This window comes from Vibrio sp. 10N.261.55.F4 (assembly GCF_041470465.1).
GTDB lineage: Bacteria > Pseudomonadota > Gammaproteobacteria > Enterobacterales > Vibrionaceae > Vibrio > Vibrio crassostreae_C.
Genome location: NZ_JBFRMM010000034.1, coordinates 71,649 through 85,390 on the forward strand (window position 1 = coordinate 71,649; position 13,742 = coordinate 85,390).

10 protein-coding genes and 1 pseudogene are annotated in these 13,742 nt (G+C 44.1%); 7 read left to right on the forward strand and 4 right to left on the reverse strand.

Annotated features, from left to right (window positions below):
* Positions 1 to 758: 758 nt before the first annotated feature.
* A complete protein-coding gene (locus tag AB4249_RS16545; protein WP_017061462.1) occupies positions 759 to 1,370 on the reverse strand; it encodes a toxin-antitoxin system YwqK family antitoxin in 612 nt (203 codons plus the stop codon).
* Between the two features lie 509 nt (positions 1,371 to 1,879).
* Here AB4249_RS16545 and AB4249_RS16550 point away from each other — a divergent pair.
* Complete coding sequence (locus AB4249_RS16550) at positions 1,880 to 3,652, forward strand: sodium:solute symporter family transporter (RefSeq protein WP_017061461.1); 1,773 nt, start codon at positions 1,880 to 1,882, stop codon at positions 3,650 to 3,652.
* 85 nt (positions 3,653 to 3,737) lie between these two features.
* Complete coding sequence (locus tag AB4249_RS16555) at positions 3,738 to 5,354, forward strand: polysaccharide lyase 6 family protein (protein ID WP_102398579.1); 1,617 nt, start codon at positions 3,738 to 3,740, stop codon at positions 5,352 to 5,354.
* Positions 5,355 to 5,519: 165 nt separating this feature from the next.
* Here the strand turns inward: AB4249_RS16555 and AB4249_RS16560 are convergent, their stop codons facing one another.
* Positions 5,520 to 6,032 carry a peptide-methionine (S)-S-oxide reductase gene (locus AB4249_RS16560; RefSeq protein ID WP_017063632.1) on the reverse strand — a complete coding sequence of 171 codons (513 nt, stop codon included), beginning with the start codon at positions 6,030 to 6,032 and terminating at the stop codon, positions 5,520 to 5,522.
* 239 nt (positions 6,033 to 6,271) lie between these two features.
* Between AB4249_RS16560 and AB4249_RS16565 the strand changes: the two genes are divergently transcribed.
* From AB4249_RS16565 to tnaA, 3 genes are all read left to right on the forward strand, one after another.
* Positions 6,272 to 7,369, forward strand: coding sequence for a YcjF family protein (locus tag AB4249_RS16565; protein WP_017067387.1), 1,098 nt, complete (start codon positions 6,272 to 6,274; stop codon positions 7,367 to 7,369).
* The gene (locus tag AB4249_RS16570; protein WP_372104025.1) at positions 7,356 to 9,032 is read left to right on the forward strand and encodes a GTPase family protein; all 1,677 of its coding nucleotides are present in this window, start codon (positions 7,356 to 7,358) and stop codon (positions 9,030 to 9,032) included. Before AB4249_RS16565 ends, AB4249_RS16570 begins: the two co-directional genes overlap by 14 nt.
* A gap of 760 nt (positions 9,033 to 9,792) precedes the next feature.
* Positions 9,793 to 11,265, forward strand: coding sequence for a tryptophanase (gene tnaA / locus AB4249_RS16575; protein WP_372104027.1), 1,473 nt, complete (start codon positions 9,793 to 9,795; stop codon positions 11,263 to 11,265).
* Between the two features lie 127 nt (positions 11,266 to 11,392).
* Here the strand turns inward: tnaA and AB4249_RS16580 are convergent.
* Positions 11,393 to 11,503: pseudogene (locus tag AB4249_RS16580) on the reverse strand (LysR family transcriptional regulator); the annotation flags it as partial.
* 81 nt (positions 11,504 to 11,584) lie between these two features.
* Between AB4249_RS16580 and AB4249_RS16585 the strand changes: the two are divergent.
* Positions 11,585 to 11,824 (forward strand): hypothetical protein, encoded by a 240-nt coding sequence (locus AB4249_RS16585; RefSeq protein WP_372104030.1) that lies wholly within the window; start codon positions 11,585 to 11,587, stop codon positions 11,822 to 11,824.
* A gap of 214 nt (positions 11,825 to 12,038) precedes the next feature.
* The gene (locus AB4249_RS16590; RefSeq protein ID WP_102575852.1) at positions 12,039 to 12,356 is read left to right on the forward strand and encodes a Dabb family protein; all 318 of its coding nucleotides are present in this window, start codon (positions 12,039 to 12,041) and stop codon (positions 12,354 to 12,356) included.
* Positions 12,357 to 12,448: 92 nt separating this feature from the next.
* Here AB4249_RS16590 and AB4249_RS16595 read toward each other — a convergent pair whose 3' ends face one another.
* Positions 12,449 to 13,660 carry a DUF3103 domain-containing protein gene (locus AB4249_RS16595; protein WP_372104033.1) on the reverse strand — a complete coding sequence of 404 codons (1,212 nt, stop codon included), beginning with the start codon at positions 13,658 to 13,660 and terminating at the stop codon, positions 12,449 to 12,451.
* Between the last annotated feature and the right edge of the window lie 82 nt (positions 13,661 to 13,742).

Consider the following 13,742-nt stretch of genomic DNA (forward strand, 5'->3'; position numbering starts at 1 on the left):
TTTTGTTCATCAATAAATGTGCGCTACAGCAAAAAATTGAACCTTTAGATATCATTTTTATTTGTAATACATTATTATTTACTAACTTTCTGTAGCAACACATAACTTTGCTGTGTTGATTGCATGAACAGACGGTGTGAAGCCGAATAAGTAAGAGTGGTCTTGAAGCTAAATGGATTAAACCCACCGCTTTAAGAACATGAGACATTTACTTGAGGTGATTTAAAGCTCAATCAGAGAAGGTTTGAAATGTAGTAGGCAAGGTAGTGACATAGCCTGCTATATAAGTATGAACTTGATAGGAATGAACTGGGTTCGAATCGTTACCCGTTGTTCTCATCAGCGACAAAGAAGAAATCGTTGAAGTGCTTGCGAAAGCATTTTGATTATTGCTCCCAACTATTCTAATTATAACTTCTGCTTTCATCTAGAAAGGTAGGAGATGGTAGTCGAAGATCTACCCTTGCGCTCATGTTGATACAGGCAACATGAGCGTTTTTTTATTTGAAATTTGAGTAGAGAGTCGTGTGCGGCTCAATAAGCGTGTAAACCGCGGCTTAAGAATAGGCTTTTAGGTTGATGACAACACGCTCAAGTGAGTCTGTTACAGCATCAAAGCCACGAACATTCACGCTTAATCACATGAATGTTCGTTTCCCTTCTCTTCTCTTGTCTCTTAGTTGCAGACGTGTAGCTGCAAACTTTAACAGCAGGCGTTTAGTTATATCAAAGAGCTCCGTGAGAGCTGTTCTTGAGGCTTAGCTTTCTGTAGGCATCCACACCTGTTTAGAGGTGACTTTGTGATCTTTAAAGGTCAGTTCTTCAACTTTGTCACCGTTAGTATTCCAGCGAGTAAGTTTTCCGTTCGCGACTTCACCTTCATCAAACTTCGCTTGGCTGGCCTTATTACCGTTCGGGTAGTAGTCCGTTACCAATCCATCTTTTTGTCCGTCGCTGTATTCAGCTGTCAGGCTTTGTTCCCCATTGGGATACCAGCGAGAGGCGGTGCCTGATAGTTCATTGTCTTTATAATTGAGTTCTGCTTTTTTCTGTCCGTTTGGATACCAGGTTTCAGCTTTGCCTTGCAGTTCGCCTTTTACGTAATTCACTTTAGAAGCGACTTGGCCATTCGGATACCAGTTAGTTTCTAGCCCAAGTTCTAAGCCATCGGCAAACTGAGCTTGGGTCGCGACTTGGCCGTTATCGAACTTCTCTTCAAATTGACCAGTGAAAGGTTTTGAATGGTTTACTTGGTAAGCCACGCCTTTACGCATCTGTAAGTAGTCAACAGCATCTTCACGCGGTGTTGCTGCATAGCTCATAGAAGATACCGTACTAAGAGCAATTAAGATTGGAACGTATTTCTTCATAATGACACCTTTTTATTGGACGGGGAAAGTGTAGCGGGTGTGTTAAAAGCATTTCACTTCCGTGTATCCCTGTCAGTATCTAATAGTGGTTTTCAAGTTTTCATTATTGGCTGCCTAATATAGGGAACTTTTAAAAGCAAATTATCGATCTTATTTGTACTACAAATATATTGGTTTAATTCATTTTTATAAATTATATCTAACGATATTTTTGCTGCTCTTCTTTAAGCTTTGATCGTCAAGAATAATAGTTTTTAACGATGAATCTTCGATTTTTAGAGACTTTTTTCATGTTTTTCGGGGTTTTGGTCGAAATTTAGTGCGGATAACTGCACTGACTTGAGGAATTGCGCTCCTAGGTGGTGCAACTTTTAACTCGATCACTTGTATGATTAATTGAGTGTCAGACTGTAAGATCATTGTCACGTATTTGGATTATTGTAGTACAAATATACTTGCCATTTATTTATAGTGACCTCAACAAAAAAACATAAATAAAAGGTCTAACGATGGAACTCAATACCCTGATAGTTGGCATCTACTTCCTATTCTTAATTGCGATAGGGTGGATGTTTCGAACGTTTACAAGTACGACAAGTGATTACTTCCGTGGGGGAGGTAATATGCTGTGGTGGATGGTAGGTGCAACCGCATTTATGACCCAGTTCAGTGCTTGGACATTTACTGGTGCAGCAGGTAAAGCCTTTACCGATGGCTTTGCCGTAGCGATTATCTTCATCGCGAACGCATTCGGTTACCTAATGAACTACCTTTACTTCGCTCCGAAGTTCCGTCAACTGCGTGTTGTGACGGTAATTGAAGCGATTCGTATGCGTTTTGGTAAGGTGAATGAGCAAGTATTTACTTGGTCTGGTATGCCAAACAGCGTTATCTCTGCAGGTATTTGGTTGAATGGTCTAGCAATCATCGCATCGGGTATCTTCGGCTTTGATATGACAACGACGATTGTCCTAACGGGTCTGGTTGTACTAGTAATGTCAGTAACAGGCGGCTCTTGGGCGGTAATCGCATCTGACTTTATGCAGATGGTTATCATCATGGCGGTAACGGTGACGTGTGCTGTGGTTGCGATTTACCACGGTGGCGGCGTTACGCAGATCGTTAACGACTTCCCAACAGATTCATTCATTACGGGTGATAACCTGAACTACATGAGCATCTTCAGCATCTGGGCTGTGTTCATCTTCTTAAAGCAGTTCAGCATCACCAACAACATGCTTAACTCTTACCGCTACCTTGCTGCGAAAGATTCAAATAACGCACGTAAAGCAGCTCTACTTGCTTGTGTACTAATGACGCTTGGTCCAATCATCTGGTTCATGCCTTCTTGGTTCATGGCAGGTCAAGGTGTTGATTTAGCAGCAGCTTACCCAGAAGCTGGCAGCAAAGCCGCTGACTTCGCTTACCTTTACTTCGTTCAAGAATACATGCCTGCAGGTATGGTTGGCCTTCTGATTGCCGCTATGTTCGCAGCAACAATGTCTTCAATGGACTCAGGTCTAAACCGTAACTCAGGTATCTTCGTTAAGAACTTCTACGAGCCGATTCTTCGTCCTAAAGCGACAGAGAAAGAGCTAATGGTTGTTTCTAAACTAACGTCTACCTTCTTCGGTATCGCGATCATCTTGGTTGCTCTGTTCATCAACTCTCTTAAAGGTCTGAGCCTTTTCGACACCATGATGTACGTGGGCGCATTGATCGGCTTCCCAATGACAATTCCAGCATTCTGTGGCTTCTTCATCCGTAAAACACCGGATTGGGCAGGTTGGGGCACGCTAGTTGTAGGTGGTGTGGTTTCTTACTTCGTTGGTTTCGTTATCACTGCGGACATGATTCAAAACTGGTTCGGTCTAAATGAACTAACTGGCCGTGAGTGGGCTGACCTGAAAGTGGCTATCGGCCTTATCGGTCACATCATATTTACTGCTGGCTTCTTTGTTCTTTCAACACTGTTCTACAAGCCTCTTGCTGAGCACCGTGAGAAAGACGTAGACAAGTTCTTCAACAACCTAGCGACGCCACTAGTTGCTGAAAGTAATGAACAGAAGAAACTGGATAACAAGCAACGTCGTATGTTGGGTTCACTTATCGCGGTAGCCGGTGTGGGCGTAATGACTATGTTCGTACTGCCAAACCCAATGTGGGGACGCATGGTATTCGTTCTGTGTGGCTTGATTGTGTTCTCTGTTGGTCTGTTACTTGTTAAAGCAGTCGATGACAAAGTCGAGCAACAAGACGAAGTGACTCCAGCCGAAGGCTAATCTAATTCGCATCCTAAATAACATCACGGCCACCTGAACGGGTGGTCGTCATTTTTATAATCCAAACTTTAATGTGAGATGTACGATGAACAAAAAACTATTATCGGTAAGCATTATTAGCGCGTTCACGCTCGCTTTTGCAACTGGCTGTACAACACAAGAAAAAACAGCGCCCGTAGTCAGTGTCGCTGAACAAGCTGCGCCAGCTATTAGCGAAATCGACCGTAGTTACCTATTGAGCAGTGACCGCTTAACTGAGGTAGATGGCGACACTTTAGCCGTTGCTTCAGAAGAACAAGTGGCTGCGCTTAAAGCACAATTTGAAAACCTAAAAGATGGCGATGAAGTGGTGATCCCTGCCGGTAAATACGCGAACTTAGGTCAAGTGACTATTACGGCGAATGACATCACTATCAAGGCCGAGCAAGCAGGATCTGCGTGGATCACTGGTTTGATTCAGTTTGAACTGAAAGGTGATGACATCACGCTTGATGGCTTGGTATTTACTGAGGGCGGTCCTAACGAACGCTTTGGCGCAGTTCGTATGATGGGTAATGGCAATACGCTTCAAAACTCAACATTCTACTACTTCAACCACGATTACACGTACGAGCCAGACGAGCGTCGTTCTGAGTATCCAAAGTACCTTTGGGTTTCTCTATGGGGTAAAGACGGCAAAGTCATCAACAACCGTTTCGAAGGTAAGCAAAAACGCGGCACTTTGATTGGTGTGCAAAAAGATGACACAGCAGACAACCACCTGATCGCAAACAACATCTTCATGGACCAAAAGCCTAACCAGTTCAACGAATTCGACATTAAAGAAGCGATTCGTTACAACGGCAACAGCTGGGAAGCGATCCGTATTGGTGATTCTAAAGCTTCACAGTGGGATTCAAGTTCTAAGTTCGTGAACAACCTAATGATCGATATGGATGGTGAGCGTGAGCTTATCTCGATTAAGTCGGGCGACAACACGATCTCAGGTAATACTATTTTCCAAAGCACTGCGCTTATTTCACTGCGTCACGGAAAAGGCAACACAGTTGAGAACAACATGATTCTTGGTAATGGAAAGCGCCTAACGGGCGGCGTCCGTATCTACGATGAAGACCATGTGATCCGCAATAACTACATTGCAAATACTCGAGGCCGCGATGGCTTGATTGAAGGCAACGCTGACCTACGTGGCGGCATTGTTATCAACACAGGTATCATCGACGTAGCGAATGGTGAGCAGTTAGATCAATCGGTGAAAGGCAAAGAGCTTAACAAGCAGTGGACACCGAAAAACATCACTATCGAGAACAACTCTCTAGTTGATACTGAGTGGGGCATTGTTTACGGCAACCAAAGTCACCGTGTAAGTTTGTTTGACAACGCAGAAGTGGAAGGCATTTATGCGGGTGTTGATGTGGCGTTTAAACACAATGTGGTTGATAACTCGCAGTCACCTGAATTTGTAAGTGTCCGTGCAACGCAAGACTTCCCATTAGTTGGCGCAACCTACACAGACGAAACTTACGTAGGTCAAGTAACGGATTCTGAACTGATCGAAGGCTACTCGGTTGAGCTACCAAAAGTCGTTGTAGAAAATGGCATTAACGCTTACCAAGGTGAAGGCGCAGACGTGTCTAAACTTGCGGTTGTGACAGCTGAAACAGCGGGTCCAGACTACGTGCTTGAGAATACGACTAAGTAATTTATTAGTTAATGGCTAATGGCTAATGGCTAAAGGTTAATGGCTTGAGCTACCAAATCAATTCACGATAGCTGTCCTGACCATAACACTTAAAAAGCCTCAACAGATAATGTCTGTTGAGGCTTTATCGATCTTAGGTCGTGATCACTCAATCTTACGTCGAGACTACTGTGATTTATACTTATGCAGTAGATCCCAAGGGATATGACATAAGTGGTGATCTTCAGGGAAGTGACTTAAGTGATGCTGGTGGATGTCGTCGCTGGCAACATAATTGGTCAACGGCAACACCTCAACAGCGATACGGTCGGCATCATCTCTTGAAGAAATATAGTGCTTAGCTTCGGTTAAGTGTTCTGCATTAGTGCTGTATACACCTGTGCGGTATTTCTCTCCGACATCGACACCTTGTTTATTCAAGCTGTAAGGGTCGATAATCTCAAACAAGTGTTCCATCAAAATCGTGACTGACGTGATGTTTGGATCAAATTCAATTTGTACGCACTCCGCGTAGCCATTGTAATCGCTTTGTGTGCCGTCGCTTTGTGTCGTTTTGTTCTCTGTTGGCTGGGCGCTTCCATTAGCACGGCCTGCTTCTGTGCTGATAACACCAGGAACGTACTTAATAAATTCTTGTACACCCCACAAGCAGCCGCCAGCTAAATAAATTTGTTCCATACTTCTCTTTGAGCTCTCTGTGTTTGTTGATGTTCGTTAGGTACCCGAATCAATACGATGATACCCGTACGTATAAAAAAGCGTCTATAAAAATGAGCGCGCAAATAAAAACAAGCGTTTAGGCATTGTAAACCTGTGCGACTGAACAAACATAAGTTTAATATGATTTGTGATTATATAAGTCAGTATTGCTTTGTCATCAACTCGAATCTCAACATCAAGTGAGCGTTACTCTAAACATGTTTGATCAAATAAAAGACTTCATTAATCCGAGCAAGAACCCAGACTTGACTCAGGCTCATGAATATCAGCGCAAGCATCTTCCTACATTGTGGCTGTTGGGCAAAACGGGGGCGGGCAAGTCATCGTTTATTCAAGCGGTCACGGGCGACTCTTCTGTAGAAGTGGGCAATGGTTTTGCGCCTTGTACCATGACGGCGATGTCGTATGAGTTTCCGCAAGACAAACCCGTGATGAGGTTTCTTGATACCAGAGGACTCAGCGAAGCGAATTACGATGCGAAAGAGGATTTGGAAGAGATTGGTCAGGCAGGTAATGCGTTAGTCGTTGTAATGAAAGCCGACGAACCTGAACAATCCGCTGTGCTTACGGCTCTAAAACAGATTAAGAAACAGAAGAAGATTAAACACTTGTTGCTGGTTCATACGGCGGTGTTGTCTTCCAGTGAACCAGATCGAGCAAGGCAAATTCAGTTCAACACCAACCAAGTAGAGAAGGCTTGGGGTAAAGAGTTTGAATCGGTAGCGGTCGATTTTGAAACCGATAATGGTGATGTCTATAACCTCGAATTCTTGTTAGATCGCTTGACCAGCATACTTCCTGTTATAGGCATGATGGTGCAAGACAAAGAACATTCCACGCAAGAAGAAGCCAACTTTGATCAAGTAGAAAACGAAGTGCTTTGGTATGCAGGAAGTGCCGCAGCGAGTGACCTGATTCCGGGTGTTGGTTTGGTGTCGGTACCTGCGATTCAAGCCAAAATGCTTCACAGCTTGGCCAATCAATATGGGGTCGAATGGAATAAGAGAGTCTTTAGTGAGTTGATAGGCACTCTGGGAAGCAGCTTTGCTTTGCAATACGGAATGAAGCTGGGCACTCGACAGTTGATAAAGCTGATTCCAGTTTATGGTCAAACGGTAGGTGCGGTGGCTGCAGCGGCAATGAGTTTCGGCACCTCTTATGGTTTAGGTCGCGCGGCTTGTTTTTACTTCTATCACAAGAACAAAGGTGAAGAAGTGTCTGAACAAGAGATGCAGAAGATCTACAAAGAATCTCTGAAAAAAGGAAAGGCGGCGTCGGGTTATGAAGAAAATTAGAAACCTATTTCGATTACTGGCGGTGCTATCGAGCGGACGCTGGGGCATTGCCCTGATTTCGGCGATCTTCCCAAGCATTATCATGATGGGTTTTGGTGTCTTCTTGGCGATCAAATACGGTTATCTACTCGAAATGTCGATTGCCATTGCCGTGAGTACCTTGGTGTTCACCATTCCTTTATTCATTTCTAGCCGTTCTTCAAGCCGCTCTTCAAATAAAGAGTCTTTCTCGAATAAAGAGAGTGGCGGCCTTGGCGAGGATACTGCTGAAGCTGAATCACAGCATAAAAAAGCTGATATCAACGATGCATTGGTTAAGGCTTCGGCTGATTGGTCTCAAAAAGAACTGTCGATCTGGAATGATTCAAAACACCATGTACGCCAACAATTAATGGTCGACATAGAGTGGGGTAACCTAGACCAAACCGGTTTAGAGGTACTTGAATTTGTTGCGAAAAAGTTTGATAAGAAATCGCTCGATTTCTCGATTCCTGAAGGGCTAAAGCTGTTCGAAGAGGTAAGCCGACGCTACAAACTGGTAGTGCGAGAGCATATACCGGGCATTGAGTATCTCAAGGTTTCTTACATTAAGGCGGGCTACGAAGCCTACGATAAATACGGTGAGCTAGGGCAGAAGATCGTTAAGGCCGCTATTTGGGGGAATCACCTCAAAAACCTCTATTTGAACCCGTTAAAAGTTGTTTCTGATTTAGGGAGAGAGCAAGCGACATCTTCAATGACAAGAGGTGTGGTTGATGACATGCAATACGCCGCCAAACAAGCCTTATTAGATGAAGTTGCGGCGGTGGCGATTGATCTCTATAGCGGACGTTTCAGCATTGAAGATGAAGCATTGAAAGCGTCCGATGTTTCTGAACTCGACGAACAACGCTTTGCTCCTGAATTAGAGCCTGTGCGAATCGTGCTGGTGGGGCAAACCAGTTCTGGTAAATCTTCACTTATCAATGCGCTTAAGCAAGAGTTGGTTGCCGAGGTCGATGTACTGCCATCAACCGACACTTCAACGGTGTATAACGCGTTTGTCGACGACAATGATGTTCGCGTTGTTGATCTTCAGGGGCTTGATGGCAACCCTAAAACCGAAGCCTTAATGCTGAAAGAGATGACCCAAGCCGATGTGGTGCTATGGGTGCTTAAAGCCAATCAATCTGCGCGTGATTTGGATAAGCAATTGAAAGATAGATTTGATGCTTTCTATGACGATCCTAAGAACATCTCACGCAAGAAGCCGATTGTGGTGTCGGTTGTGAATCAGGTAGACAGATTAAAGCCTGTAGACGATTGGCAACCGCCGTATGACTTAGAGAATCCAACATCGACCAAAGCGAAGATCATTGCTCAAGCGCTCGAATACAATCATATATTGCTGCAAACCGATATCGTGTTACCGCTGGCGATTGCGCCAGAAAAGGTACAGTTTGGTTTAGATACTTTAAGGCAGACGTTGATAGAGCGTATCGCTGACGCAAATAACGTTCAGAGAAACCGCCAACGTTTAGAAGCCATGAAAAGAGGCTCGTCGGTTAAAGGCCAACTGAATAAAGCAGTCAAAGTGGGTAAGAAGGTGGCACCCAGCGCATTGAAAGCGGCGACACCAAAACTGGCTGAAATGGCCATCAAGCAAGCCGTGAAGAAGAAGTAAGTCATTCACTGCGAATACGGTTCTGGTGAGGTTTGAGCCTCATCAGAATTTATCTTTTCTAGATCGGCGAGTTTTGGATCTTGGCTTTATTAGATGATGGCTTTTTTAGAAAACAGCTATCTTCGCCCCTTATTAGAGAGGTGTTGATTTCAAAAGAGATTTGATATTATTAAGGTTCTCGCTGAACTAGTTTAATAGTATATAAACAGCTGTGATTCACATTTTATATAACACGCTATCGTATTTAATCATCATTCTAAATATTGATCACATTTATACTTTTTTAAGCTGTATTTATAAAACAATTGCACTATATTTAAACTTCGGATCATCTTGATTTCAACGTAGGGATATATTGTGAACATGTATCTGAAATGGCAATCAACAACTTGGCTAACCTTGTTAGCTTGGTATACCTTAGATCACCAACTCTCGTTCCGCCTTTCTTCAGAGTAGTACCCTCTAGGCGTCACGCGCCAGCAAAGCAGCGAGCTTTGTTTACCTATCAGCAGCTTTGATAACCTTTGAACGTATGAATGTCGCACTTATTATTCCGTGTAGGGTATTCGTTTTTTGTCGTTCTCGCTAATTATCTTAGCCTCTGTTTAGGTTTGATTAATAAGTCATTATTTAATTTTTTTATTTTCACTGTTAATTTTCTGTGTATCTTTATACGGAACTATTAATTTAATAGTGAGGACTCGTGACATCTAAAGAAAATACATTTCGACCTGATCGGAATGTATTGAAAGGTATTATTATGGAAAACTTCAAACATCTACCAGAACCGTTTCGTATTCGTGTTGTAGAGCCAGTAAAAAGAACAACTCGCGCCTATCGTGAACAAGCCATTGTCGACGCGGGCATGAACCCATTTTTGCTCGACAGTGATGATGTGTTTATCGACTTACTGACAGACAGCGGAACAGGATCTATCACTCAGCGTATGCAAGCCGCGATGTTAATGGGTGATGAAGCTTACAGTGGTAGCCGCAGTTACTACGCATTGTCGAATGCGGTTAAGGATATCTTCGGTTACGAGTTGACGATTCCAACACACCAAGGACGCGGTGCAGAGCAGATCTACATTCCGGTTCTTATTAAGAAGCGTGAAATGGAGAAAGGGCTCGATCGCAGCAAAATGGTCGCCTTGTCGAACTACTTCTTCGATACAACACAAGGCCACACCCAAGTGAATTGCTGTGTGGCGAAGAACGTTTATACCAAAGAAGCGTTCGATACCTCAGTGAACGCGGATTTCAAAGGCAACTTCGATGTGGTGAAGCTGGAAGAAGCGATCTTAGAAGCGGGCGCAGCCAATGTTCCCTACATTGTGAGCACCATTACTTGTAACTCTGCTGGTGGACAGCCAGTGTCTATCGCCAATCTAAAAGCCGTGTATGAAATCGCTCAGAAGTACGATATTCCTGTGATCATGGACTCGGCACGCTACGCAGAAAATGCCTACTTCATTCAACAACGTGAAGCGGGTTATCAGGATTGGACAATCGAACAGATCACGCGTGAGTCTTACAAATACGCGGATGGTTTAGCTATGTCTGCCAAGAAAGATGCCATGGTACAAATGGGCGGCTTGTTGTGCTTTAAAGACGACGTTTTCATGGATGTGTACACAGAGTGTCGAACCTTGTGTGTGGTGCAAGAGGGCTTCCCAACCTATGGTGGCTTAGAAGGTGGCGCGATGGAGCGTCTTGCGGTTGGCCTTTATGACGGCATGCGCCAAGATTGGTTAGAGTACCGTATTGGCCAGGTTCAATACCTTGTTGATGGCTTAGAAGCGATGGGCATCGTGTGCCAGCAAGCAGGCGGTCATGCTGCGTTTGTCGATGCGGGTAAATTGCTGCCTCATATCCCGGCTGGTCAGTTTCCCGCACATGCTTTGGCGTGCGAACTCTATAAAGTCGCGGGTATCAGAGCGGTTGAGATTGGGTCTTTGCTGCAAGGACGCGACCCAGCAACAGGTGAACAACACCCATGTCCTGCTGAGTTGTTGCGCCTTACCATTCCTCGCGCGACCTACACACAAACACACATGGACTTCATTATCGAAGCATTCGAAAAAGTGAAAGAGAATGCAGGACAAGTGAAAGGGCTCGATTTTACCTACGAGCCGCCGGTGTTAAGACACTTCACTGCGCGCTTGAAAGAGGTTGAAACCAGCGAGAAACAAACAGAAAAAAAGAACGAACAAACGCTCGAAGAAGCATTTTAAAATAAAAACATAAGCGAATAGTCACTAGAACCCTAGTCAAAGGCTCCCTCGGGAGCCTTTTCTTTTTTTGGATGGTAGGGGAGTTAGGCAGTTAAGCCTTTAAGTAGTTAACCCGTTAAAAGCTGAACTACGCTTGTTTGTTTTTCAGGGTAGACTTCAACATTTGGAATAACCACTGATTCAAAGGTGCGTCTTTTTGCGAGCGGCGGCAGCTCATCACATAGCTCACATCTATGGTTCATGTTCGATTGTTAAAGTTACTCCAACAAAAACACAGATACCAAACGAACAAAGAATTAGAAATACAACGAGGTGATGTATGAACAAGTTAATCGCACTTGGATTGATGGCTTTGTCTATGAGCACGGCTTTCGCGGCTGACGGTACTTATGCGAGTACTCTCGATATGATGAGAAGCGAAGGTAATCAAGTAAAGGCTGAGCGTGTTGAATCTGACTTAACACTGGAAGGAAGAAATGAAGCGTCTAACGGCGGAATCCAATTCCAAAAGAACGTAGATCAAGACCAAACGATCCAGCTTACAGGTCGTCGTGACTAACGTTAAAGATGTGCTTACCATTGTCATGAGAAATGCTGCGCCCTCGGGTGCAGCATTTTTCGTTATTGGGTTGTGGAGTATTTTATAAACTCTAGCGATCTAGCCTTGGCATGTTGTGTAACGTGTGGCATTTTGTTGTTCTCTAATTTAGATCGCTATTGGGTGTTGGTTAAGCATTACAAACCAGTAAGCGAACGACTCGAAAGGACAAGGAATGACTCAAAAAGAAACGGGAATGATTCGTCATATTCTACTGATTAAGTTTAAAGAAAATGCTGAGGCTTCAGAGGTTCAAAAACTAAAGATGCTGTTTGAAGCGATGCCAAACAAGGTTGAAGGGGTCACTTCAGTCGAATGGGGATTAAATGACAGCCCTGAAAACAAGAATCAAGGTTATACCCACTCGGTGTTAATGACGTTCGCCGATGAAGAAGGCCGCCAGAATTACCTTCCGCACCCTGAGCATGATGTGCTGAAAGATGTGTTTCGTCCGCTTTTAGAAGACATCATTGTGTTTGATTACTCCCTGTAATTAGGTTCTGAGTAGGTCTCTTGTGTTTGACTTACCTTCGATAATGAAGAGTTAGGGCCTAGCGTTTAAGCCCTAACTGAATAAGAAACGACTTACTCTGTTGGTGAAATCGTGACTGGTGCAAACGATGCGACAGCATTTCCGCCAGCGCCCGGACGGTCTACATAAGGCGTGTTCTGCATTAAGGTGTAGTACACGTCCACGAAGTCATCATCATTCACTAATACGCCATCAGGAATCACATCGATAATCTTGCCTGTTATCTGAGGGATGATCGCATAACCTTGAACTTCTGGATCAGGAATCATCTTCAGTATCTCTTCTGCGGCTTGAACCAAGAGTTTTGCTAGCGCTTTGTAGTCTGTGCCATCATCGTGTTCCATCAAGATCATGTCTGCAGCGCCCCAACGGTAGCGAGGCCAGAAGATGACGGTCTGGTTCGGGTAGTACGTCTGTTTGTCGTAGTCCAGATAAGGCATCTCAACGAGGTCGATCTGGGGCTCTAAACGACTTGAATCGACACCCGTCACGATAGCGTAGATTTCCGCTTTACCAGAGATCCAAGGTTCTTGGTCGACGGCTAAACGGATTTTGGTTAATTGTGTTGTATTCAACGGCTCAGGTTCCGACAAGGCCATCGAGCGACGAGCCCTGTTCATCAAAGACGATTTTTGAGGTTTACTCTCGTCGGCATTGGTATCGTTAACGGCATTGATTTGCGTTGTAGTACCCAGCTTTTGCATCTCTGCCTGCATCGCCATTAGGCCTGCTTTGAGCTCTTCAGCACCGTTACTATCAACCACAAACACTGGGACGTCTGGCATTTGGTACACGTCTAGTTCGTGAACCTGCCCATACACATCATAGGCTTCGATGTATTGCCAGTTTGAATCATCGCCTGATGGTTCGAAAGCAAACAGCGGGTTTTCACCATTCTTCCAAGCTTCGATCATCGCTTCATCAGCCATGCGAACCTCTAACACAGAGTCGCTGAAGTCGTTGATCCCTTTCATCTTGCGATAACCAAGATCCGCTTTCTGCATCCGGCTTGAAAATGCAGAGTAGGGCTGAGTAGAGCTCAATTTATCTACAGGCGCGGATAAGTTCTTTTCTGAGATCTGAGCCTTCAATGAAAGCTCAAGATCGGAATAACGCTCGCTGATTTGTAACGCCAAAGATTGCTTTTGCGCAGCGCTACTTTCTGCAATACCTAATGAATCAGTTGTCTCAATATTTTGCGCAAAAGACTGGAAGCCAACCACTGTCGTTGCAAGCACCATACTGATAGGAAAAGATGGTCTCATAAATAATCCTTATTTTAATTTTTATCATTAATAGAGCATTTGCCCTATAAGGATTAACCTATCAGTAACGTGAATGTGTTCA